At 63.6% G+C, this 23,402-nt stretch carries 24 protein-coding genes; 17 read left to right on the plus strand and 7 right to left on the minus strand.

Features of this window, described 5'->3' with window-relative positions; all coding sequences use genetic code 11:
- Nucleotides 1-27 precede the first annotated feature (27 nt).
- From holA to H7R73_RS17445, 13 genes are all read left to right on the plus strand, one after another.
- Nucleotides 28-1,062 carry a DNA polymerase III subunit delta gene (gene holA / locus H7R73_RS17385; protein WP_182951339.1) on the plus strand — a complete coding sequence of 345 codons (1,035 nt, stop codon included), beginning with the start codon at nucleotides 28-30 and terminating at the stop codon, nucleotides 1,060-1,062.
- Nucleotides 1,056-1,709, plus strand: a complete 654-nt coding sequence (gene nadD, locus H7R73_RS17390) for a nicotinate-nucleotide adenylyltransferase (RefSeq protein WP_103259682.1) — start codon at nucleotides 1,056-1,058, stop codon at nucleotides 1,707-1,709. The genes holA and nadD overlap by 7 nt, the downstream gene beginning before the upstream one ends.
- A 212-nt stretch (nucleotides 1,710-1,921) precedes the next feature.
- Complete coding sequence (rsfS, locus tag H7R73_RS17395; protein ID WP_010673762.1) at nucleotides 1,922-2,263, plus strand: ribosome silencing factor; 342 nt, start codon at nucleotides 1,922-1,924, stop codon at nucleotides 2,261-2,263.
- Nucleotides 2,264-2,284: 21 nt separating this feature from the next.
- Nucleotides 2,285-2,752 carry a 23S rRNA (pseudouridine(1915)-N(3))-methyltransferase RlmH gene (gene rlmH / locus H7R73_RS17400; protein ID WP_005298242.1) on the plus strand — a complete coding sequence of 156 codons (468 nt, stop codon included), beginning with the start codon at nucleotides 2,285-2,287 and terminating at the stop codon, nucleotides 2,750-2,752.
- A 64-nt stretch (nucleotides 2,753-2,816) separates the two neighbouring features.
- Entirely contained in the window at nucleotides 2,817-4,730 is a 1,914-nt protein-coding gene (mrdA, locus tag H7R73_RS17405; RefSeq protein WP_010673761.1) for a penicillin-binding protein 2, read from the plus strand.
- Nucleotides 4,727-5,830 (plus strand): rod shape-determining protein RodA, encoded by a 1,104-nt coding sequence (gene rodA, locus H7R73_RS17410; protein ID WP_010673760.1) that lies wholly within the window; start codon nucleotides 4,727-4,729, stop codon nucleotides 5,828-5,830. The genes mrdA and rodA overlap by 4 nt, the downstream gene beginning before the upstream one ends.
- Nucleotides 5,830-6,834: a lytic murein transglycosylase B gene (mltB, locus tag H7R73_RS17415; RefSeq protein ID WP_103259681.1), complete on the plus strand. Its 1,005-nt coding sequence runs from the start codon at nucleotides 5,830-5,832 to the stop codon at nucleotides 6,832-6,834. The genes rodA and mltB overlap by 1 nt, the downstream gene beginning before the upstream one ends.
- Nucleotides 6,776-7,699 carry a septal ring lytic transglycosylase RlpA family protein gene (locus H7R73_RS17420; RefSeq protein WP_103259680.1) on the plus strand — a complete coding sequence of 308 codons (924 nt, stop codon included), beginning with the start codon at nucleotides 6,776-6,778 and terminating at the stop codon, nucleotides 7,697-7,699. Before mltB ends, H7R73_RS17420 begins: the two co-directional genes overlap by 59 nt.
- 165 nt (nucleotides 7,700-7,864) lie before the next feature.
- Nucleotides 7,865-9,094: a D-alanyl-D-alanine carboxypeptidase family protein gene (locus H7R73_RS17425; RefSeq protein WP_039041110.1), complete on the plus strand. Its 1,230-nt coding sequence runs from the start codon at nucleotides 7,865-7,867 to the stop codon at nucleotides 9,092-9,094.
- Between the two features lie 279 nt (nucleotides 9,095-9,373).
- Nucleotides 9,374-9,637, plus strand: a complete 264-nt coding sequence (gene ybeD / locus H7R73_RS17430; protein WP_010673756.1) for a DUF493 family protein YbeD — start codon at nucleotides 9,374-9,376, stop codon at nucleotides 9,635-9,637.
- A 93-nt stretch (nucleotides 9,638-9,730) separates the two neighbouring features.
- On the plus strand, nucleotides 9,731-10,423 hold the full coding sequence (gene lipB, locus H7R73_RS17435; protein ID WP_010673755.1) for a lipoyl(octanoyl) transferase LipB: 693 nt from the start codon (nucleotides 9,731-9,733) through the stop codon (nucleotides 10,421-10,423).
- An 85-nt stretch (nucleotides 10,424-10,508) separates the two neighbouring features.
- Nucleotides 10,509-11,474 (plus strand): lipoyl synthase, encoded by a 966-nt coding sequence (gene lipA / locus H7R73_RS17440; RefSeq protein ID WP_039041111.1) that lies wholly within the window; start codon nucleotides 10,509-10,511, stop codon nucleotides 11,472-11,474.
- 143 nt (nucleotides 11,475-11,617) lie between these two features.
- A complete protein-coding gene (locus H7R73_RS17445; RefSeq protein ID WP_103259679.1) occupies nucleotides 11,618-12,106 on the plus strand; it encodes a GNAT family N-acetyltransferase in 489 nt (162 codons plus the stop codon).
- A 33-nt stretch (nucleotides 12,107-12,139) separates the two neighbouring features.
- Here the strand turns inward: H7R73_RS17445 and nqrE are convergent, their stop codons facing one another.
- The 6 genes from nqrE to H7R73_RS17475 all read right to left on the minus strand — a co-directional run bounded on the left by nqrE (nucleotide 12,140) and on the right by H7R73_RS17475 (nucleotide 17,817).
- A complete protein-coding gene (gene nqrE, locus H7R73_RS17450; RefSeq protein WP_010673752.1) occupies nucleotides 12,140-12,739 on the minus strand; it encodes an NADH:ubiquinone reductase (Na(+)-transporting) subunit E in 600 nt (199 codons plus the stop codon).
- 190 nt (nucleotides 12,740-12,929) lie between these two features.
- Nucleotides 12,930-13,355, minus strand: coding sequence for a hypothetical protein (locus H7R73_RS17455; protein WP_232092705.1), 426 nt, complete (start codon nucleotides 13,353-13,355; stop codon nucleotides 12,930-12,932).
- Between the two features lie 185 nt (nucleotides 13,356-13,540).
- A complete protein-coding gene (locus H7R73_RS17460) occupies nucleotides 13,541-14,044 on the minus strand; it encodes a GNAT family N-acetyltransferase (protein WP_103259677.1) in 504 nt (167 codons plus the stop codon).
- A 39-nt stretch (nucleotides 14,045-14,083) separates the two neighbouring features.
- Nucleotides 14,084-15,265 (minus strand): MerR family transcriptional regulator, encoded by a 1,182-nt coding sequence (locus H7R73_RS17465; protein WP_103259676.1) that lies wholly within the window; start codon nucleotides 15,263-15,265, stop codon nucleotides 14,084-14,086.
- A gap of 151 nt (nucleotides 15,266-15,416) precedes the next feature.
- Entirely contained in the window at nucleotides 15,417-17,147 is a 1,731-nt protein-coding gene (gene recJ / locus H7R73_RS17470) for a single-stranded-DNA-specific exonuclease RecJ (protein WP_103259675.1), read from the minus strand.
- On the minus strand, nucleotides 17,113-17,817 hold the full coding sequence (locus H7R73_RS17475; protein ID WP_042014491.1) for a disulfide isomerase DsbC N-terminal domain-containing protein: 705 nt from the start codon (nucleotides 17,815-17,817) through the stop codon (nucleotides 17,113-17,115). Before H7R73_RS17475 ends, recJ begins: the two co-directional genes overlap by 35 nt.
- A gap of 259 nt (nucleotides 17,818-18,076) precedes the next feature.
- Between H7R73_RS17475 and mscL the strand changes: the two genes are divergently transcribed.
- Nucleotides 18,077-18,487: a large-conductance mechanosensitive channel protein MscL gene (mscL, locus tag H7R73_RS17480; protein WP_010673746.1), complete on the plus strand. Its 411-nt coding sequence runs from the start codon at nucleotides 18,077-18,079 to the stop codon at nucleotides 18,485-18,487.
- Between the two features lie 74 nt (nucleotides 18,488-18,561).
- Here the strand turns inward: mscL and xerD are convergent, their stop codons facing one another.
- Nucleotides 18,562-19,461 carry a site-specific tyrosine recombinase XerD gene (gene xerD, locus H7R73_RS17485; RefSeq protein WP_103259674.1) on the minus strand — a complete coding sequence of 300 codons (900 nt, stop codon included), beginning with the start codon at nucleotides 19,459-19,461 and terminating at the stop codon, nucleotides 18,562-18,564.
- Nucleotides 19,462-19,645: 184 nt separating this feature from the next.
- On the opposite strand from xerD, the gene fldB reads away from it, so the two are divergent.
- From fldB to H7R73_RS17500, 3 genes are all read left to right on the plus strand, one after another.
- Nucleotides 19,646-20,164 carry a flavodoxin FldB gene (fldB, locus tag H7R73_RS17490; RefSeq protein ID WP_041212516.1) on the plus strand — a complete coding sequence of 173 codons (519 nt, stop codon included), beginning with the start codon at nucleotides 19,646-19,648 and terminating at the stop codon, nucleotides 20,162-20,164.
- A gap of 402 nt (nucleotides 20,165-20,566) precedes the next feature.
- The gene (locus H7R73_RS17495; RefSeq protein WP_041212515.1) at nucleotides 20,567-21,967 is read left to right on the plus strand and encodes a TldD/PmbA family protein; all 1,401 of its coding nucleotides are present in this window, start codon (nucleotides 20,567-20,569) and stop codon (nucleotides 21,965-21,967) included.
- Nucleotides 21,967-23,307, plus strand: coding sequence for a TldD/PmbA family protein (locus tag H7R73_RS17500; RefSeq protein WP_103259673.1), 1,341 nt, complete (start codon nucleotides 21,967-21,969; stop codon nucleotides 23,305-23,307). The genes H7R73_RS17495 and H7R73_RS17500 overlap by 1 nt, the downstream gene beginning before the upstream one ends.
- Nucleotides 23,308-23,402 lie beyond the last annotated feature (95 nt).

Raw genomic sequence — 23,402 nt, forward strand, 5'->3', positions numbered from 1 at the left:
TGCGCGTATCTTGATGAGAGGGTGTTGATGAGAGTCTATCCCGAGCAGTTTGCGGATCATCTCAAGGCAGGGCTCAAGCCCTGCTATCTCATTTTTGGGGACGAGCCCCTGCTCAAACTGGAAGCTGTCGACGCCGTGCGTCAGGTGGCACGCAAACAGGGCTTCGATGAGCGCCACAGCTTCGTGGTGGAACAGGGGCTGGACTGGAACCAGGTCTACGATGCCTGCCAGGCCATGAGCCTGTTCTCGGCCCGCCAGATCATCGAGCTGGAGCTGCCCGCCAAGATCGACAAGGATCTCGCCGCCCGCATCAGCGATATTGGCAAGCAGCTCCACCCCGACCTGCTGCTGGTGCTCTCGGGCCCCCGCCTCAACCAGACCCAGATGAAGGCGGCCTGGTTCGACAAGCTGAGCCAGAGCGGCACCTATGTGCCGGTCAACCACCCCGAGCCCCGCTTCTTCCCGCGCTGGATGAGCGCCCGCTTTCAGCGCTTCGGCCTCAAGGCACTGCCGGATGCGGTCAACTTCATGTGCCACGCCTACGAGGGCAACCTGCTGGCCGCGAGCCAGGAGATCGAGAAGCTGACCCTGCTCTCGCCGCCCCAGCCCATCAGCGTCGCCTATCTGCAGGAGACCATCATCCGCCACGCCCACTTCACCCCCTTCCAGCTCGTCGATACCCTGCTGGAAGGAAAGGTGAACCGGGCCCAGCGCATCCTGCTGGCCCTGCGCGCCGAGGGCACCGAACCCGGCATGCTGGCCTGGACCCTGTGCCGCGAGCTGGAGCTGCTCACCGAGCTGGCGCTGGCCGCCCGCGCCGGACAGCCCCTGGTGGAGCATTTCAGCCGCCTGCGCATCTGGCAGAGTCGCCAGCAACTCATCCAGCAGGCGCTGACCCGGCTTCCCTTCCCCAAGATCCGGCAACTCTGGCAACTGATGGCCCAGCTGGACCATGCCCAGCGCCATTTCGACACCGAGCAGGCCTGGCTGATGCTGCAAACCATCGCCCTCGGCTTTCGTGACGGAACCCCGCTCCCCCTGCTGGAGACGGAATCATGCTGACACCGCCCATCGGGATCCTCGGCGGCACCTTCGATCCCATTCACATCGGCCACCTGAGGCCCGCCATCGAGGCACGGGACGCCCTGGGTCTGGCCGAGGTGCGCCTGCTCCCGAACCATATCCCGCCCCACCGGGCCAATCCACTCTGCTCCAGCGAGCAGCGACTCGCCATGGTCCGGCTCGCTGCGGCGGACAACCCGGGATTCGTGGTGGATGAGCGGGAGCTCAGGCGCAACACCCCCTCCTGGACCATCGACACCCTTGTCGAATTGAGGAGCGAGCTGCCGGACACCCCGCTCTGCTTTTTGATGGGGATGGATTCCCTGCTCGGCCTGCCGGGCTGGCACCGCTGGCAGGAGCTGCTCGATTACGCCCATCTGGTGGTGAGCTGCCGCCCAGGCTGGCAACCGGATTATCCCGTCCAGGTGGCCGCGCTGCTGGCCCGCCACCAGACCCGGGACATTCAGGATCTCCATCGCCAGCGCCACGGTCATGTCTGGCTTTGTGACAATCTGCCCGTCGAGCTGTCGGCCACACGCCTGCGTGCCCTGCTCGCGGCAGGCCAGGATCCCAAATACCTGCTGCCCAGCCCGGTCGCCGACTATATCCGGCGCCACGGGCTCTACCGCTCATCGGCAACGCAGTAAACGGCGCCACGCAGGCGGCTCAGCCGACACGTCCGGGCGCACCGGGCCCGGCCCTGACTATTGCCAGGCCGGGTTGCACACTATAGTGATCGTCAAGGGGCCCCTCCCCCACGGGACGGCTCCCCGGGCGATGCTCCCTTTGCCAGGCTGGGAAACGGGAGTGACCATGATATAATCCGCCGCCCTCTGGCGCCGGAAGATAGGAGAAGACATTGCAAGGCCAAGAATTGCTCGCCTTTATCGTCGACAAGATCGATGACATGAAAGGCCGCGACATCATCACCCTCGATGTGCGCGGCAAATCCAGCATCACGGACACCATGATCATCTGCTCCGGCAACTCCAATCGTCACGTCAGTGCCATCGCCCACAACCTCGCCAGCGAGGCCCGTCATGCGGGGCTCGACCTGCTGAGCGTGGAAGGGGAACTCACCGGTGAGTGGGTGCTGGTGGACATGGGGTCGGTCATCGTCCACGTGATGCAGGATGAGTACCGCGACTTCTACCAGCTGGAAAAACTCTGGAGCGGCGCCGCCCAGGTCAATTCGCAATAAAGGGCGACAGCGTAACCAAAGATGAAGATCCAGTTGATTGCCGTGGGCACCAAGATGCCTGCCTGGGTAGAGCATGGCTTCGAAGAGTACCGTCGCCGCTTCCCCAAAGACATGCCGTTCGAGCTGGTCGAGATCGGCGCAGGCAAGCGCGGCAAGAATGCCGACATTCCCCGCATCCTGCAAAAGGAAGGGGAAGCCATGCTGGCCGCCGCCGGCCGCTCCCGTATCGTGACCCTGGACATTCCGGGCAAGCCCTGGACCACGGAGCAGCTCGCCGTGCAACTGGAAGCCTGGAAGCTGGATGGCCGGGATGTGGCGCTGCTGGTGGGTGGCCCGGAGGGGCTCTCCCCCGAGTGCAAGGCTGCTGCGGAGCAGAGCTGGTCGCTCTCGCCCCTGACCCTGCCCCATCCCCTGGTGCGGGTGCTGGTGGCCGAGAGCCTCTATCGCGCCTGGAGCATCACCACCAATCACCCTTATCACAGAGAGTGACCCATGCCGACCCTGAGCATGCATTTCTCCTCTCTCACCCGCACGTCAGCCACAAGGTAACGGCATGCTGAAGAATCGCATTGAAATGCGCGATCACAGTGCCGAGGGACGTCTGTTCTTCCGGCGCACCCTGGTCGCCTACATCGGCATGGTCACCCTCATGCTGGTGCTGCTGGCTAACCTCTACTACCTGCAAGTAGAGTCTTACGAAACCTACCAGACCCGCTCCAACGACAACCGCATCCGTGTGGTGCCGGTGGCGCCGCCCCGTGGTCTCATCTACGACGCCAACGGTGTCCTGCTGGCGGAAAACCGCCCGGTCTACAGCCTGGAGATCGTGCCCGAAGAGACCGAGAACCTGGAGAAGACCGCGGACGACCTCATCACCCTGCTGGCCCTGCCGGAAGGGACCAAGGAGAAGTTCCTGGCCGAGGTCAAACGTCAGCGCCGCTTCAAGCCCGTGCCCCTGTTCGAGAAGCTGACCGAATACCAGGTCGCCCTCTTCTCGGTCAACCAGCATAACTACCCGGGGGCCAGCATCGAGGCCTACCTCAAGCGCTACTACCCGTTCGGCGACACCCTCACCCATGCCCTGGGCTACGTGGCCAAGATCAACACCCGTGACGTGGAGCGCCTCGAGAAGGAGGAGAAGCTCGCCAACTATGCCGCCACCAAGGACATCGGCAAACAGGGGGTAGAGAAGTACTACGAGGATCAGCTGCACGGCGTGGCGGGTTATCAGGAGGTCGAGGTGAACAACCGCGGCCGGGTGGTGCGCACCCTGAAATTCCAGCCCCCCGAGCCCGGCAAGGACATCTACCTCAACATCGACATCCGCCTGCAGTTGAAGGCCCAGGAGCTGCTGGCCGGCCGCCGGGGCGCCATCGTGATGATGGAGCCCAACACCGGCGCCATCCTGGCCATGGAGTCGAGCCCGAGCTACGACCCCAACCTGTTCGTGACCGGCATCTCCAGCGCCAACTACTCGGCGCTGCTCAACGATCCCGCCCGGCCGCTGGTGAACCGCACCACCCAGGGCATCTATGCCCCCGCCTCCACCGTCAAGCCCATGATGGCGGTGATGGGGCTCAACGAGGGGGCGATCACCCCCAATTACCGCTACTTCGGCGGGCCCAGCTTCTCCATCCCGGGCACCACCAAGAAGTTCCGGGACTGGCGCCGCTGGGGCCACGGCTGGCTCGACGTCTATCGCGCCATCGAAGTGTCTGCGGACACTTATTTCTACGATCTCGCCTACCGGGTCGGCATCGACAAGATCAACAGCTACATGACCAAGTTCGGCTTCGGCCAGTACAGCGGCGTGGACCTCTATGAAGAGACCCGGGGCGTCATGCCCTCCCGGGACTGGAAGATGGCCCGCTGGCGTCAACCCTGGTACCAGGGGGACACCATCTCCATCGGCATCGGCCAGGGCTACTGGAGCGCCACCCCGATCCAGCTCGCCAAGGCCATCAGCATCCTGACCCAGAACGGTCACGATGTGACGCCGCACCTCCTCAAGAGCACCGCCTCCTCCGATGGCGTGGTCAACGCCCCCATCAACCCGAACGTGGCCATCGCCGCCAAGAGCGATACCTACTGGCAGGTGGCCAAGGACGGCATGTGGCGCGTCATCAACGGCCACGAAGGGACGGGGCGCCGCGCCTTCGCCAATACCCCCTACAAGGCGGCGGGCAAGTCCGGCACCGCCCAGGTGGTGGGCCTCAAGGAGAACCAGGTCTACAACGCGGCCACCACCAAGGTGGAGCACCGCGACAACGCCCTGTTCGTCGCCTTCGCCCCCTTCGAGGCACCCAAGGCAGTGGTCGCCCTGGTGCTGGAGAACGCCGGGGGCGGCAGCGCCATGGCGGCACCGGTCGCCCGCCACATGCTGGATGCCTATCTGCTCCCGCCGGAACCCCAGTTGCCACCGGCACCGGAAAAGCCGTCCCAACCGAGTGAGGTCGTTTCCCAATGAGTAATTCTGCCCGCCAGCAGAGCATCTGGTACAAGCTGCACATCGACCTGCCGCTGCTGCTCGGCCTGCTGACCCTGATGGCCCTCTCCATGGTGGTGCTCTACTCCGCCTCGGGCCAGGATCTCGACTCCATCGTGCGCCAGCTGGTGCGCGGCGCCCTGGCCTTCGGTCTGATGATCGGCATGGCCCAGCTGCCACCCTCCCTCTATGCCCGCTGGTCGGTGCCCCTGTTTGCGGTGGTGGTGCTGCTGCTCATCGCGGTGGACGTGTTCGGCCATATCGGTAAGGGGGCTCAACGTTGGTTAGACCTCGGCTTTATGAAGTTCCAGCCCTCCGAGGTGATGAAACTCTCCATGCCCATCATGGTGGCCGCCTGGCTCAGCCGGCACTCCCTGCCGCCAAAGTTCAGCCATGTGATGATCGCCCTGGTGATGGTGCTGCTGCCCACCCTGCTGATCGCGGCCCAACCCGATCTCGGCACCTCCATCCTGGTGGCCGCTTCCGGCTTCTTCGTCATCTTCCTGGCGGGGATCAGCTGGTGGCTCATCGGGCTCGCGGTCTTGCTCATCTGCGCCTTCATGCCGGTACTCTGGTTCTTCCTGATGCACGACTACCAGCGCCAGCGGGTGCTGATGCTGCTGGACCCGGAGAAGGACCCGCTCGGTCGCGGCTATCACATCATCCAGTCCAAGATTGCGATCGGCTCCGGCGGCGTGTTCGGCAAGGGGTGGCTGCAAGGCACCCAGTCACAGCTCGAATTCCTGCCAGAGCGCCACACCGACTTCATTTTCGCCGTCTTCAGCGAGGAGTTCGGTCTGGTGGGAGTGGCCCTCTTGCTGGTCATCTACCTCTACATCATCAGCCGCTGCCTGTTTATCTCCATGCAGGCCCAGAACAGCTTCGAACGCCTGCTGGGGGGCGCCCTGACCCTGACCTTCTTCGTCTATGTGTTCGTCAACATGGGCATGGTAAGCGGCATCCTGCCGGTGGTAGGGGTGCCCCTGCCACTGGTGAGCTACGGCGGCACCTCCATGGTGACCCTGATGGCGGGCTTCGGCGTTCTGATGTCCATCCAGACCCACAGGCGGCTGCTCGCCTGATGCGGCTCGGCTGGCTGGCTCTATCTCTGTGCACCCTGACGGCGGGTGCTGCCGTCTCGCCGGCCCGGCTCAGCCTGCTGGCCGAGCAGCAGCAGGTGCCGCTGGCAGAGTTGCAGGCCGCCGCCGCCCAGGCCAGCCTGCGCCAGGAGGTGCTGGACACCATCCGCCGCCCCTGGGAAGCCAAGCCCTGGCACCGCTACAGGCCGCTGTTCGTCACCCCGGAGCGCATCCGGGACGGAGTGGGATTCTGGCAGCGCCATGCCGCCACCCTGGCACGGGCCGAGCAGACCTACCAGGTCCCCGCCTCCCTCATCGTCGCCATCATCGGCATCGAGACCTTTTACGGTCGACAGATGGGCCGCCATCCGGTGCTCGACAGCCTTTACACCCTGGGATTCCACTACCCAGAACGGGAGGATTTCTTCGCCAAGGAGTTTGCCCAGCTGGTGCTGCTTGCCCGGGAAGAGAAGTGGCCGCTCACCAATCTCAAGGGCTCCTATGCCGGCGCAATGGGCATGGGCCAGTTCATGCCCTCCAGCTACCGCCACTACGCGGTCGACTTCGACGGAGACGGCAAGCGGGATCTCTTCGCCAACCCGGCAGATGCCATCGGCAGCGTGGCCAACTACTTCGCCCTGCACCACTGGCGCTGGGGCGAGCCGGTGGTGGAGCCCGCCTTGATCGGATTGGCGCCAGTAGGTACCCTGCTTGCACCCGAGCCCGAGCCCGAGCTAAGACACCGCTGGGCAGAGCTGGCCGCTGCGGGCATAGAAGTCGCCACACCGCCGTCACCCGAGACGCCGGTAAAACTGCTGGCGATGGAGCAGGCCGAAGGACCGGAATACTGGGTCGCGCGCCACAATTTTTACGTGATCACCCGCTACAATCGCAGCCCTCTCTATGCGATGGCGGTGCATCAACTCAGTCAAGCAATCCAGGACGCTTATGCATTACAGCCACAAACTTCTTCCCCTCAGCCTGACCTTGTTGCTGGCCGCCTGTAGCAGCCAACCCGAACCCCAGCCGCTGCCCCCGGAGCCCGTCCCCCAGGAGAAGCCCCAGGTCATCGAGATCCCCCAGGCGACCGGCGCCATTCCCCGCCCCGAACCCATGAGCGAGAGCGGCAACCGGGACTACTGGATTGGCAAGCAGAAGTTTGAGGTGTGGCGCGACATCAAGCACTACAGCGAGAAAGGCACTGCCAGCTGGCTCTCCCGGGATCTGGACGGCAACAAGACTGCCAACGGCGACGTGCAGGACAGCACCCTGTTCAGCGCCGCCCACCGCAACCTGCCCCTGCCAAGCTACGTGCGGGTCACCAATCTGGACAATGGCCTGGAGACCATAGTACGCGTCAATGATCGCGGCCCCTTCGGCAGCGATCGCCTCATCGATCTCTCCCACGCCGCCGCCGCGCAGCTGGAGATGGTGGAAGGGGGTGAGGCCCGGGTGCGCCTCGAACTCATCACCGATCAGCCGGATCAGATGGTGGAGATGATGCCCATGACCCCGATGACGCCCATGGAGCCTGCGGCGCCAGCCGCCAATTCCTTCGTCAACGAGACGCCGGCCCCCACGGCACCGGCCAAGGCCGCGCCTGCTCCTGCCGCCACGGCAACCACCACCGTCTCCCCCCCCAAGGCCGGAGCGACCCAGGGCAAGATGATCCAGGTGCTCGCCAGCGGCTCGCAGGCGCGGGCCGAGGCCATGGGCAAGGTGATGACCCAGCGCTATGGCGTGCCGTACCAGGTGGTGGCGCACGGCGCCGTCTTCCGCGTCCTGCTCGGACCCGTGGCCAGCGACAAGCAGGCCCCCCTGCTCGAGCAGATCCGCCAGGGTGGGTTGGAGCAGGCCTTCATCGTGCCCTGATACCCGCCCCGACCTCGCGCCGGGATACGACGCGAGGTCGGGGACCATCCCATAAAATCCCGTCCAGGTCGCATCTCGGACTATGACCGACACGCACATCTGGTATAGTGGGGCCCGCTTTTTTTCAACTTGGGTACATCCCATCCAGGCACCAGGAATTTCAAGATGTCCAAATTTGCCCGCTCCGTTATTCTGGCCTCCCTGTTAAGCGCCACCGCTCAGGCCAACCAGCCTGTTCCGACCCCGGATTCGGCCCTGCCGAGTGCCCAGCCGGTCCCCACTTTGAACAGCGCCCCCATGGTGGTGCCTGCCGCGCCCGAGATCTCCGCCAAGGCCCACATCCTGATCGACTACTTCTCCGGCCAGGTGCTGGCCGAGCAGAACGCCGACGAGCGTCTGCCCCCCGCCAGCCTGACCAAGATGATGACCTCCTACATCGTCGGCGACGAGCTGCACAAGGGGAACATCAAGGGCACCGACATGGTGACCATCAGCCAGAACGCCTGGTCCAAGAACTACTCCGACTCCTCCAAGATGTTCATCGAGGTGGGCAAGCAGGTCTCCGTCGATGATCTCAACAAGGGCATCATCATCCAGTCCGGCAACGACGCCTGTGTCGCCATGGCCGAGCACCTGGCGGGCAGCACCGACTCCTTTGCCAGCCTGATGAACGCCTGGGCCGCCAAGCTCGGCATGAAGGACTCCCAGTTCAAGAACCCCCACGGCCTGGATGAAGAGGGCCACTACAGTACCGCCCGCGACATGGCCCGCCTGGGTCAGGCTCTGATCCACGATCAGCCGGAGGAGTACAAGATCTACTCCCAGAAGTCCTTCGTGTTCAACGGCATCACCCAGCACAACCGCAACCGCCTGCTGTGGGACCAATCCCTGCAGGTTGACGGCATCAAGACAGGCCACGTCAGCCAGGTAGGCTACAACCTGGTCTCTTCCGCCACCAACAACGAAGGCATGCGCCTGATCGCCGTGGTCATGGGGGCCAACAGCGAGGCTTCCCGCGCCGCCGAGAGCAAGAAGCTGCTCACCTACGGCTTCCGCTTCTTCCAGAGCCTGACCCCCTACAAGGCGGGCACCGAACTGGTCACCCAGAAGATCTGGATGGGCGACAAGTCTGAAGTGAAGCTGGGGGTCGACAAGGACGTCTCCGTGCTGGTCACCCGTGGCCAGGGCAACAACCTCAAGGCGGACTTCCAACTGGAGAGCGAGCTGAAGGCGCCCCTGGCCAAGGGCCAGCGCGTCGGCACCGTGTACCTCAAGCAAGGGGACAAGGAGATCAAGCAGGTTCCCCTGGTTGCCCTGGAAGAGGTGCAGGAAGGTGGCCTGATGAGCCGCCTGTGGGATTACCTGGTGATGCTGGTCTCCAGCTGGTTCAAGTAACAGACCCTTCCTCAAGCAGCGGCGCCAACAGGCGCCGCTGCTGTCTTTTGCGGTCTGTCCAGTCAATAACCCTGTAATCTGCAGGTTCCGCCGACTGACGATTTGTGGTAAAAAGCAGCATTTCCACGTCTTGCCGCACCGCCGGGTCTTGATCCCGAGGCGGCTCATGCCCATATAGACTGGGAACTGCCCCCTGGGGGCAGATGAGGGGACCGTTTCGGCGGCCCTCAAAGACGTAAAGATGACGTCGCTTCCCGGCGACCCAGAAAGGTGAAGTAGATGAATACCAAGTTTGATGAACTGCTGGAGTTCCCCTGCAAGTTCCCGTTCAAGGTGCTTGGCGTGGCCGATCCCGCCCTGCCCGACATGGTGGTGGAAGTGCTGCAGCAACATGCTCCCGGCACCTACAGCCCGACCGTTCAACCGAGCTCCAAGGGCAACTATCACTCGGTACGGGTGACGGTCACCGCCCAGAGCAAGGAACACATCGAGGCCATGTATACCGCCCTTGGCAAGATCGAGCTGGTTCGTTACGTCCTGTAAGTTGCCTCTCTCGCCCCGCCACCGGGGCGACTGATTATTTGCCGCCCGGTCGCAGCGGCGACCGTACCGACACCGCGCCGCCAGTGAGGAAAGATGTCACTCGAAACGCCCGCCGAGCCACAACCGTCAGCCGGCCAACTGCTCGTCAGACAGCTGGGCCGTCGCCCCTACCAGCCGGTGTGGGACGCCATGAAGGCGTTCACCGACAATCGCACCCCCGACACCCCGGACGAGTTCTGGGTAGTGGAGCATGACCCCGTCTACACCCAGGGTCAGGCCGGCAAGGCCGAACACCTGCTCGCCCCCGGCAACATCCCGGTGGTGCAGAGTGATCGCGGCGGCCAGGTGACCTATCACGGCCCGGGCCAGCTGGTGCTCTACGTGCTGGTGGATGTGCGCCGCAGCAAGCTCTCTGTACGGGAGCTGGTGACCTGCCTCGAAACCGCCATCATCAACACGCTCGCCAAAAGCAATATCGAGGCCTACGCCAAGGCCGATGCCCCGGGCGTCTACGTGAAGAGCGATCTGGGTATGGAAGCCAAGCTGGCGTCCCTGGGTTTGCGCATTCGCAAGGGGTGCTCGTTCCACGGGTTGGCCCTCAACGTCAACATGGACATGACTCCCTTCCTGCGCATCAATCCGTGCGGCTATGCGGGCATGGCCATGACCCAGACCAGCGCCCTGGGCGGCCCGCAGAGCGTCGCCGAGGCACAGTCCCTGCTGGTGACGGAGCTGGCCCGCCTGATTGGCTACCAAGAGATCACGAATACCGAAGAGGCGGCATGAGCAACCCCATGCCCCGTGGTCACGAGGGAGCCGCAAGGCCCCTGGTGACCGTCAACCAGACAATAACAAACACCGAGAGTGAATCATGAGCAAACCCGTTCGTATGGAGCCGGGCGTCAAGCTGCGCGATGGCGACAAGATGGCCCTGATCCCGGTGAAATTCATGCCGGATCCCAACGAGGAAGTGCTGCGCAAGCCGGAGTGGATGCGGATCAAGCTGCCGCCGTCGAGCCAGAAGATCGAGCACATCAAGAGCACCCTGCGCAAAAACAAGCTGCACTCTGTGTGTGAAGAGGCTTCCTGCCCCAACCTGGCGGAGTGCTTCAACCACGGCACCGCGACCTTCATGATCATGGGCGCCATCTGTACCCGCCGCTGCCCCTTCTGCGACGTGGCCCACGGCCGTCCGTTGCCGCTGGATCCGGAGGAACCGAAGAAGCTGGCACTCACCATCAAGGAGATGAACCTCAAGTACGTGGTGATCACCTCGGTGGACCGCGACGATCTGCGGGACGGCGGTGCCCAGCACTTCGCCGACTGCATCCGCGAGATCCGCGAGCACAGCCCCCAGACCCGCATCGAGATCCTGACCCCGGACTTCCGTGGCCGGATGGAGCAGGCGCTGGAGGTGTTCCGCGAGACCCCGCCTGACGTCTTCAACCACAACCTGGAAACCGCCCCGCGCATGTACCGGGTTGCCCGTCCGGGCGCCGACTACAAGTGGTCTCTGGAGCTGCTGCGCCGCATCAAGGAGATGCACCCCCACGTGCCGACCAAGTCCGGTCTGATGATGGGCCTTGGCGAGACCAACGAGGAGATCGTCGAGGTACTCAAGGATCTGCGCGAGCACGGCGTCAACATGCTGACCCTGGGCCAGTACCTGCAACCGAGCCGCCACCACCTGCCGGTGAAGCGTTATGTGCCGCCCGCAGAGTTCGACGAACTCAAGGATGTGGCCATGGATCTCGGCTTCAGCCACGCCGCTTGCGGTCCCTTCGTGCGTTCCTCCTACCACGCAGACCTGCAAGCCAAGGGGGAAGAGGTCAAATAAGCCTCTTTTCCTGCTGGCAGAAAAAGAGCGCCCCTGGGCGCTCTTTTTTATCGCCGTCACCTCGCAGGCAGCGGTTGTCCCTTTGTGATTGGCGCCGTTCTGGCGTAACGTGGCCACTCCCCTTCTCTGGAGTGCTGTGCCGGATGCCGACTCTCACCGTTCGCCTGCTCCCCCTGCGTGACGCAGACTTTCCCGCCTATCGCGACTACTTCATCGAGGATTACGCCCAGGATCTTGCCAGCAACCACGGGATGGCGCTGCCTGACGCCCACCGTCATGCCGACGCCTCGTTGCAGCAGCTCCTGCCACTGGGTGTCGCCACCCCGGGTCATCACCTGCTCGCCATGGTACCTGAAGCCTCGAACGCACCGGGCGAGCCTCTGGGCTATCTCTGGCACGCCATCGACGGCGCCGCCGGCACCACCTTCATCTACGACTTCTATGTGACACCGCCCCATCGTGGTCGCGGCCTCGGCAAGGCTGCCATGGCCGCCCTGGAGGGGCAGCTCACCCCCCTAGGCATCCACCAGATCAAGCTGAGGGTGGCCCATGACAACCCGAGGGCACTGGCGCTCTATCAGGCGCTGGGCTTCACCATCACCGGCTACAACATGGCAAAGCGTCTGGATTGAGCACCTTCATTGGGCCACCACCCGGCCCATGGCTCAGAGCGAGATGCCGGAAAAAGACATGAAGCCGAGGGACATCAGCCCGGCCACGATGAAGGTAATGCCGATCCCCCGCAGCCCCTCGGGCACATCCGAATACTTCATCTTCTGGCGCAACCCCGCAATGGCGACGATGGCCAGCAGCCAGCCCAGCCCTGAGCCCGCCCCGTAGACCACGGATTCGATGAAGTCGTAATCCCGCTGCGCCATGAACATCACCCCGCCGAAGATGGCGCAGTGCACCGTCAGCAGCGGCAGATAGATACCGAGCGCGTGATGGAGCGCCGGGAAATGTTTGTCGAGCACCATCTCCATCACCTGCACCAGCGCCGCCAGCACCCCGATGTAGACGATGAAATCGAGAAAGCCCAGATCAAACTCCCCGAGGAAGGTACTCTCGGGACGCAGGATATGGCGGTAGATCAGGTTGTTGAGGGGGATGGCGATCACCATGACCACCAGCACCGTCATGCCCAAACCGAAGGCGGTGTTGATGTTTTTCGAGACGGCCAGGAAGGTGCACATGCCAAGGAAGAAGGCCAGCGCCAGGTTTTCCACAAAAATCGACTGGATGAAGAGATTGACGTAATAGTCCATGAATGAGTTCACCACTTGGTTGCAATAAGAGCATGTCCGCGCCCGGCCAACGGCCAGTCGCGAAGATGACGTTTACAGAGAGAGCTGGCGCAGCACCCAGAATGACCACGGCAGCCGCCAGACTGCCGAGCAGCCCGGTCAGCGGTACTCAATGACGGGGATCAAACGGGCAGGCGCCCGGCTGGTGAACCTAGTCGCCCTGGCAGAAGCGATATTGCAGGTGGTGGCAGCGAAGCCGCCGTGTGTGCAGAGCGCCGAAGTAGTCGGGCCGCTGCCTGAGATAGATGAGGGGCAGGAAAAACAGCAGGCCGCAGAGCAGGCCGAGGATCTCGTGCTGGAACCAGGCCAGCAGCACCTCATAGAGCTCGGCTTGAGCGGCCCCTTCCAACCGTCGACCCTGCTCGAAGCTGAGCCGCCACTGGCCGCCCGGCGGCAGGCTGACGCTGTTGACAAGCCCAGGATCGGCCGGCTCATGCAACTGCATCGAGGCGTCCTGGCCGACCGCGGCCTGACGTACGGCTGCACCGACCTCTGCCGCGGCGAAGGCGGCAAGCCACAGAAGGCAGGCGATGGCGAGCGCCATCGGCCAGGTAGAGCGTCGGCCAGAGGGTGACAAGCGGGGAGTCCCTTCTTTAAAAGAGAATTCAGCTAGGCCGAATATATCACAATTCATCTTTTTATTGAATTTTAAACCCTGCAAACACCCACGAATTGATACTAAAAACCCTCTTTATAAATAAAGAGGGCAATTAAAAACCACAATGAGCGCAAGGAGCCCTCTCTTTTCCCTCACGGTGACCCTCACTCCTGCACAAAGGCCGGGTGATAGCACACTTCGCCACGGGGCATGGCAGCGCCGAACAAGCGGGCCATGAAGTACTCGGGCGGCACGCCGGGCAGCGTCAACCCCGGCTCGGGCACGAAACCGAAACGGCCGTAGAAGCCGGGATCCCCCAGCACCACGCAGCCAGCCGCTCCCATCCCCCTGAGCTCGGCCAGACCCACCTCCATCAGCCGTGACCCCAGCCCCTTGCCGTGCAGCGCAGGAGAGACCGAAATGGGACCAAGACCATACCAGTGCGGGCAGCCATCGCTGATGGTCACCGGCGAGAAGCAGAGGTGACCGACCACCTGCCCCTCCAGCTCCGCCACCAGCGACAGGCTGAGTGCCCCGGCCTGGCGCAAAGCGCGCACGATCAGCTGTTCGTTGTGATCGGTATGGGGGGCATTGAGGAACGCGGCCACGGTCAGCGCTTCAATGGCGTCGTGATCGGCGCCTGTTTCGGGCCGAATGATGATGTTCATAGGTTTTCTCCGTTTGCTCTCTTTCAATGGATGACCTGATCAGACTGCCTGCAGGCAGCAGATCACATAGCCATAGCTGCCCAGGTGTTGGCGGTGGATGGCCACTTCCCGGCTCAAGTCCTGCCAAGCGGGGCTATCCCCCAGCTCGGCACTGTGGCGCGCCAGATTGCGCTCGATGGGGTCCAGATAGTTGTGCCAGGCCCTTTGCGGCAACTCGGTGTGCCACAGGCAGCGATAACCCGCCTCCTGCACCGTTTTGAGCAGGCCCGCCAGGGTCTGCATGACGGGATAATCCCGCTGCCAGAACGCCAGCGCCTCCTCTGGCGGCGTGTCCGTCAGCCACACCAGGTCGCTCAGCACGATGCAGGCATCAGGGCCGGCAAGGTGCGCCCGCCAGGCTTTGAGCGCATTGGCCACCCCTATGGTGTACGCGCTCCCCTCGGCCCAGATGAGATCGGCGGGGGCAAGATCTGCCGGCAGCGCCGCCATGTTGGCGCACAGAGTAGTGACCTGACTCAGCCCCGCCGCGCTGGCCGATCTCGCCACGGCGGCCAGCGCCTCCTCGTCCAGATCGATGGCCACGATGGTGGCGTCCGTCACTTGTGCCAGCGCCAGAGTGGCGGCGCCACGCCCACAGCCCATGTCGAGGATCCGACGAGGCTGGCTGGGCAGCGCGGCAAACTGCTGCTGGGTGAAGAGGCTATCGCCCGGCCCCCAATAGCTCATGCCATCCAGCAGCAGCTTGAAATCCCGGATGTAACGTTCATGTTCATTCATGTCTTTGCTGAGCCACTGCAGGTGGTAACGCTCTTTTTCACTGAATCCCTGCTTCATCACCCAGGCAAAGTAAGCCTGCGGGGCTTGATGCTGCAGTTGCCGCTGCCAGGCCTTGAACTCGTCGCCGGAGTGCGCACGCAAACCGGCGAGATCCGCCAGCAGATCCCGGGCGCGTTGCATCCGCGCCAGCTCTTCATCCAGCTCCCTGATCCGGGCTTCCAGTGTTGCCTGCTCCAGCTCGCCCGCCAGACAGTCGAGGCACTGCTTGAGGCTGAGCCCGCCGGCCTGCAGGGCCTGTACCATCCGCAGCCGCTGCAGATCGTCATCGTCGTAGTGGCGATAGCCGTTGGCGCCCCTCGTGCCCGCAATCACCCCCAGCTTCTCGTAATAGAGCAGGGTGGAGCGGGCCAGGCCGCAGCGCCGGGCCAGTTCGGATATTTTCATGACAACCACTCGCTGAGGGGTCCGTGACCCGATGAAGGGAAGCTTAAACTGTGAAGCAATAGACGGGTCAACGACAACATCCGGGTTCACACCATAAAAAAACGGCCACCCTGAGGTGGCCGTCATCGACAGCAAGAGAGACTCGCGGGAATCAGAGGCCGGCGGCTTCCAGATGCTCCACCAGCAGCTGCACGCTGCGGTTGCCGCGCCACTCGTTGACGTCGAGCCGGTAGACCAGCCGCACCCGCTTCACCGAGGCATCGGGCCAGCGCTGCAAGTCGACGCCAAAGGCGATGGCATCCACCGCGTGGCCGGAATCCGTGGTCAGCATCATCTTGAGGTGCTTCTCCCCCACCAGCCGCTGCTGCACCAGCACGAATTCCCCGTCAAACAGCGGCTCGGGAAAGGCCTGACCCCAGGGGCCGGAGGCGCGGATCAGCTCCGCCAGCTCGAGGGTGAGCTCGTCCGGCAGCAGCTCGCCGTCGGTGAGCAGCACCCCGGTCAAGAGCTCAGGGGTCACCAGCTCGCCGATGACCGCCTCGAAGGCACGGCCGAAGGCCTCGATATTGGCCTTGGGCAGGGTCAACCCGGCCGCCATGGCGTGGCCGCCAAACTTGCCCATCAAGCCGGGGTGGCGGGTATCGAGCAGTTCCAGCGCATCGCGCAGGTGCACCCCCGGGATGGAGCGCCCGGATCCCTTGAGCTCGGTCTCGCTGCTCTCGGCAAAGGCGATGACCGGGCGGTAGTACTTCTCCTTCACCTTGGAGGCCACCAGCCCCACCACCCCCTGATGCCACTCATCCCGGTGCAGCACGATGCCGGAGGGCACCTCGCCGTCACGAAAACGGATCTGCTCCAAAGTGACGAGCGCCTCCTGCTGCATCCCCTGCTCGATCTCCTTGCGCTCCTGGTTGAGGCTGTCCATTTCGGAGGCGAACTGGCGCGCCAGGTTGATGTCGTCACAGAGCAGACAGGCGACTCCGAGGGACATGTCATCGAGCCGGCCCACCGCGTTGAGGCGCGGCCCCAGCGCAAAGCCGAGATCGGCAGCGCACAGGCGACGACCGTCGCGGCCCGACACATCCACCAGCGCCTGGATGCCGGGGCGACAACGGCCGGCCCGGATCCGCTGCAAACCCTGATGAACCAGAATGCGGTTGTTGCCATCGAGCGCCACCACGTCGGCCACGGTGCCGAGGGCCACCAGATCGAGGTAATCCGCCACGTTGGGGGCGCGCAGCCCCTGGCGCTCATACCAGCCGCTCTGGCGCAGATGGGTGTTGAGGGCCGCCATCAGATAGAAGGCGACCCCGACCCCGGCCAGGGACTTGGAGGGGAAGTCGCAGCCATGCTGGTTGGGGTTCACTATCGCGTCGGCGTCAGGCAGCTCCTGGCCGGGCAAATGGTGATCGGTAACCAGTACCTGCATGCCTGCCGCCTTGGCCGCCGCCACCCCGGCGATGCTGGAGATCCCGTTGTCCACCGTGATCAGGAACTCGGCGCCGCGGGCCACCGCCAGCTCGACGATCTCCGGGGTGAGGCCATAACCGAACTCGAATCGGTTGGGCACCAGAAAATCGATGTGGTGCCCCCCCATGGCGCGCAAGGCCAGCACGCACAGGGCCGAGCTGGTGGCGCCGTCGCAGTCGAAGTCACCGACGATGAGAATGCGTTTTTGCGCCGTCAGCGCCTCGGCCAGCAGCGGCACCGCCTGCGCCATGCCGAACAGACGCTGGGGCGGCAGCAGCTGGTTGGCGCTGCGCTCCAGCAGGGCAGGGTCTTCTACCCCGCGGCTGGCGAAGATCTGGCGAAGCAGCGGGTGCAGGGTGGCGGGCAGATGGGAATCATCAACTCGCGGACGACGACGGATTTGCAGGGGCATTGATGTGATCCAGTATCTTGAGCAGTTGTTCGGGGCTCTGGTAACCGCGCACCAGGTCGCCATTGGGCAGGACCCAGCTCGGTGACGCCTTGATCCCGAGCCATTGGCTCAGGCCGATATGATGGGCAAGGATCGCATTACAGCCGCTCTCAGGCAAACGATCGCTGAAGTTGAGTTCGCGCAGCAGACCGGGATCGCACCAACTAGCCTGATCCGAGGCGGCGACAGGCGCAGGCAGCAGTTGCACGCTCACGCCCCTCGCCTGCAAGCGGGGCAACTCCTCCAGCGCGATGCGGCAAGGACCGCAGGCGAGATCGGTAAACAGGGTGAGGCGGTGGCGTTCAGGGGTGGCCTTGAGCCAGAGCCGGGCCTCCCCTATCTGGGAGAGCGCCAGCCTGCGTTGCTGCTGCTGGCTGAGCCGGGTGAGGTTTCTCATCTCGTGGGCCAGATCCAGCATGGAGCCCTGCAGCACATAGTCTCCCCTGGCATCGCTGTAGAGCAGTCCCTGGGCCGTGCCCAGCAGATAGAGGCCCGGCATGGGGGTCTCGTCCACCAGGTAGACCTGCACACCGAGGCGCTGCTCTATGGTCTGTTTCAACACATGGGGGTCCATCCCCGCGCTGGCCGCAAAAGCGCACAGCAGCATCATTCCCAGCAGTAAATATCGCATCAGCTCATTCACTTGGCATGATTGAAGGGTCTCATAAGGTAACCCAGACAATTCCCTCTCCCAAAGACCTTAATTAGTGATCGATTAATAACGTCCGCAAGAAAAAATCACGGGATGACAGGTTGCCAATCGGGCTTGAGCCCCGCAAGCTAATCAGGACGACGGGAGACATCTTTAGTCATCCCTCTGTTTTGCTGATGTTTTATTATTCAAATCGACGTGCGCTCAGGTGGCACGTTGTCCATTTCTAGGGGGAAAAATGAGTCTGATTCAAGAGTTCAAGGCCTTTGCATCCAGGGGCAATGTGATCGACATGGCGGTCGGTATCATCATAGGTGCCGCCTTTGGCAAGATTGTCTCCTCCTTCGTGGGAGACGTGATCATGCCCCCCATCGGGCTGATCCTGGGGGGCGTGGATTTCAGCGATCTCGCCGTGACCCTGAAGGCCGCCGAAGGGGATGCCCCTGCCGTGGTCATCGCCTACGGCAAGTTCATCCAGACCTGTATCGACTTCCTGATCATCTCCTTCGCCATCTTCATGGGGCTCAAGGCCATCAACACCCTGAAGAAGAAGCAGGAAGAGGAAGCCGCTGCCCCGGCCGGCCCCACCAAGGATCAGGAGCTGCTGACCGAGATCCGCGACTTGCTGAAATCCCAGCAGGGGAAATAACCGTTTCCTCCCTGTCGTGTGCTGAAAAAAAAACCGCCTTCGGGCGGTTTTTTGTTGCAAGGCCGATGAGGCGATCAGGCTCTGGGGTGGTGCTGGCCGTGCAGTGCCTTGAGCCGCTCGTTGGCCACGTGGGTATAAATCTGGGTGGTGGAGAGATCCGCGTGGCCCAGCAGCATCTGCACCACTCGCAGATCGGCGCCGTGATTGAGCAGGTGGGTGGCGAAGGCGTGACGCAGGGTGTGGGGGGAGAGTTCCCCCCTGATGCCGGCTCTCAGGGCATAGAGCTTGATGCGGTGCCAGAAGGTCTGGCGGGTCATCATCCGGGCCCGCTTGGAGGGGAACACCACATCCGAGCTGGTGCCACCCAGCAGCAGGGTGCGCCCCTCCCGGTAGTAGCGCTCCAGCCAGTGCACCGCCTCCTCCCCCATGGGGACCAGGCGCTCCTTGTTGCCCTTGCCCACCACCCGCACCAGCCCCTGGCGCAGGCTGACGTATTCGGCGGTCAGCCCCACCAGCTCGGACACCCGCAGCCCGGTGGCGTAGAGCAGCTCGAGCATTGCCTTGTCCCGCAGCTCCAGCGGATCGTCCACCAGGGGGGCTTGCAGCAGCGCCTCCACCTCGGCTTCGCTCAGATCCGATGGCAGCTTTTTGGGGAGCTTTGGCCCCTCCAGCAGCACGGTGGGATCGTCGCTGCGCAGCTTCTCGCGATTGAGGTACTGGTAGAAGCGGCGCAGGGCCGAGAGGAAACGGGCCGTGCTGCTGGCCGCGAACTGATGGTCCACCCGCCAGGCGAGGTAGTGCTGGATGTCGTCCAGCCCCGCCAGCAGCAGGGAACCGCCTTGCTCATCGAGCCAGAGGGCAAATTTTTCCAGGTCGGTGCGATAGGAGCTGACCGTGTTGTCGGAAAGCCCACGCTCCAGCCAGAGGGCGTCGAGAAACGGCTCGATCAGGGGATGGGATTCTGCTTTGCTCATGGTGCGCCGCGCTCAGGGAAACAGGTCGCCATTGTAACGTGCCGACCCACCCGGGCCGCAAGGCAAGGCTGCACATCCCCTCAGGCGGTGAAGAGCCCGGCGCAATCTGCTAGACTGGCGCCCTCCCCCCCGGGCGCCGCTGTGCCGGTCACGCCCCTTGCCGACTGCGATCAAGAGAAGAGCGATGAAGATAGGTTTGTTTTATGGCTCCACCACCTGCTACACCGAGATGGCCGCCGAGAAGATCCGCGCCCTCATCGGCCCCGAGCTGGTCGATCTCCACAACATCAAGGATGTGCCCCTCGCCCGCATGCAGGAGTACGACATCCTGATCCTGGGCATCTCCACCTGGGACTTCGGCGAGCTGCAGGAGGACTGGGAATCCCGCTGGGAAGACATCGCCGACCTGCATCTGGAGGGACGCATCATCGCCCTGTTTGGCATGGGCGATCAGCTGGGCTATGGGGAGTGGTATCAGGATGCCCTCGGCCTGCTGCACGATCAGCTGGTCCCCAAGGGAGTCAAGCTGGTGGGCTACTGGCCCAACGAGGGGTACGAGTTCGATGCCTCCAAGGCGCTCATCGACGATGGCCGTCACTTCGTCGGGCTGGCCCTCGATGACGCCAACCAGTACGACCAGACCGAGTCCCGCATCGAGCAGTGGGTCGACCAGATCCTGAGCGAGATCCACGAACTGCTCTGATCCTGGCCGCCTGGATGTTCGACGACGCCAGCCAATGGACGACCAGACCGACCCCGTATCGAGCAGTGGGTCGACCAGATCCTGAGCGAGATCCACGAACTGCTCTGATCCTGGCCGCCTGGATGTTCAACGACGCCGGCCAATGGGCGACCAGACCGACCCCGTATAGAGCAGTGGGCCGACCTCATAAAAAACGAGCGCCATGAGCGGCGCCAACCTCCCCTGCCGGTAGCCTGCGCTCGGGCTGCCGGGCGCATAAATCGCACCGATTTTCTCGTTTGGTATCATCGGCTGACGCTATAGCGACTTTTTGCTTCTGGTCTGCAACAATGAGGTCGACACCCCATAACAACACAACGCCGGGTGTCGGAAGCAAACGGACAGACCAGAAAAGGATATTCTATGACTTCATTCTCCCTGTTGGCCCCCGCCATCGCCCGCGACGTGCTCGATCACGCGCTGGCGCTGGGTGCCGACTTCGCCGAGCTGTTTGTGGAGCGCAAGCGCCGCAGCCAGCTCAGCCTGCTCTCCAGCCAGATAGAGAACATCAGCGGTGGTCTCGACTTCGGTATCGGCGTTCGCCTGTGCTACGGCCACAAGGTGCTCTATGGCTACACCAATCTGGCCGATCGCAACGAGCTCTTGCGCATCGTTACCCTGCTGGCGGCCAAGGACAGGCGTGACCCCGTGGTCACCGCCACTGCCTTTGACTTCACCCGCCTGACCGACCGCAACCCCATCGCTCTGCCGCTGTCGGCCGACAAGCTGCTGGAGCAGAAGATCGCCTACCTGCATGCCATGGACGCTGCGGCCCGCGCCGAGAGCGACAAGGTGAGCCAGTTCTCGGGCAACGTGCTCGGCTGGGAGCAGGAGGTGGAGATCTTCAACAGCGAAGGGGTGCAGGTGAGCGATCGCCGCCACTACAACCGCATCATGGCCCAGACCATCGCCCTGGACGGGGGCGAGCAGAGCGTAGGTTATGAAGCCCCCGGTGCCATGAAGGGATGGGAGCATGCCGAGAGCATCGACCCCCGCGAGCTGGCTCTCACCGCTACCCGCCAGGCACTGGTGAAGCTGGGAGCAGCCCCCTGCCCGAGCGGCAAGCTGCCGGTCATCATGGAGAGCGGCTTTGGCGGCGTCATCTTCCACGAGGCGTGCGGTCACCTGCTGGAGACCACCTCGGTAGCCAAAAAGGCATCCGTGTTCCACGACAAGATGGGCCAGCTCATCGCCAACCCCGCGGTCAGCGCGGTGGACGAGGGCTTGCAGGGCAACGCCTGGGGCTCCATCAACGTCGATGACGAGGGGATGGCGACCCAGCACACCCAGCTCATCAAGGACGGTGTGCTCACCGGCTTCCTGGTGGACAGAATGGGGGCCCTTCGCACCGGCTACGCCCGCACCGGTTCTGGGCGCCGGGAATCCTACAAGTTCGCCCCTGCCTCCCGCATGCGCAACACCTATATCGAACCGGGCAACTACAGCCTCGACGACATGCTGGCAACCGTGGAGCACGGCATCTATGCCAAGCGGATGGGGGGGGGCTCTGTGCAGCCCGGTACCGGCGAGTTCAACTTCAACGTGCAGGAGGCCTACCTCATCGAGGGGGGCAGGATCACCCGACCCCTCAAGTCGGCCACCCTGATCGGCACCGGCCCGCAGGTATTGAAGGAGATCTCCATGGTGGGGCGCGATCTGGCCCTCTCCGCCGGCATGTGCGGCTCGGTCTCCGGATCCATTCCCGCCTCGGTCGGCCAGCCGCCGCTCAAGGTTGACAATATCCTGGTCGGAGGGAACGCCTGATGAGCCAACTCGACATGAACCAACTGCTTGCCCGTCTATTGGACCAAGTCGCCGATCTGGGTGCCGAGGCGGACGTCATCGCCAATCAGGAGAAGGCCTTCTCCCTCAAGGCCGACAAGGGCGAGCTCAGTGAATACAAGGTCACCAGCAGCCAGCAAATCGGCATTCGTCTCATCAAGGAAGGCCGGGTCGGCATCGCCTATTCCGAGTCCCTCGACGCGTCGGCCCTGGACGCCATGGTGCAGGATGCGCTCGATGCGAGCCGCTTCGCCAAGGTGGACCCGGATCAGCGCATCACAGTGCAGCAGAGCAGGTTCATCACCGACTGCGCCGAGATACATCAGGCCGACACCACGGCGGTGGAAGAGAAGATCGCCCTGACCCTGCACCTCGAGTCCGACATGCTGGCCCTGCCGGACGTGACCGGCGCCCCCTACAACGGCTTCTTTGAGGGGGAGAGCCGCCTCTGGCTTGCCAACAGCCAGGGCAGTGTCTGCGAACATCAGGAGTTCAGCGTCGGCTGCCACAGCTCCGCTCTCATCGAGCGGGAGGGCCGCCAGTCCATGCACTACCAGGGACAGTACGCACGGCGCTTCGACGAGTTGGAGAGCCAGCCTCTCATCCGCCAGATCCACGCCGTGGCCGATGGCCTGCTGATGGGTGAGGCGGTGCCGAGCGGTCGCTACAGCGTCATCTTCAGCACCCACTGCTTTGCCAGCCTGTTTGGCTGCTTCCAGTCCGCACTGTCTGGCAAGTGGGCCCAGCAGGGGATCAACCCCTGGCGCGACAAGCTGGGCCAAAGCGTGGCGTCTCGCTGGCTCACCCTGGAGAGTCGTGCCTATATGCCGGGGGGCATGAAGATCAAGGCGTTTGACGGCGAAGGGGCCGCCACTTCGGATCTCCTGCTCATCGGCGAGGGGGAGCTCAAGACCCTGCTGCACAACAGCGCCACCGCCCGCCACTTCGGCGTGACGAGCAACGGTGCAGCCGCCCGCAGTGCCCGCAGTGCCCTGGACGTGGCCCCTCGTCACCTGGTGTTCGGGCTCGGCCCCCACGGCGAGGCCGAGGTACAAAGCGGTGAGTACCTGGAGCTGGTCAAGCTGGACGGCCTGCACTCCGGGGCCGATGCGGTGAGCGGCGACTTCTCGTTCGGCGCCTCCGGCTTCCTCTGCCGAAATGGCGAGCGCGTGGCGCCGGTACGCGGCATCACGGTGGCGGGCAACTTCTATCGCCTGCTGGGTGAGCTGGAAGCGGTCGCCAACGTGCTGCACCACGACGACGGCAAGAGCTTCTATGCGCCGCTCATTCGCTTCGGCGGGCTGAGCATCGCCGGCAAGTAACTGTATATCGAGGGAAAAAACCTCCAGTTCCCCACCCGAAAGCGGCGCCATCAGGCGCCGCTTTTTTAGCTCTGGCGCCCCTCATGGGCCGCTCC

This window comes from Aeromonas sp. WP2-W18-CRE-05 (assembly GCF_014168615.1).
GTDB lineage: Bacteria > Pseudomonadota > Gammaproteobacteria > Enterobacterales > Aeromonadaceae > Aeromonas > Aeromonas caviae.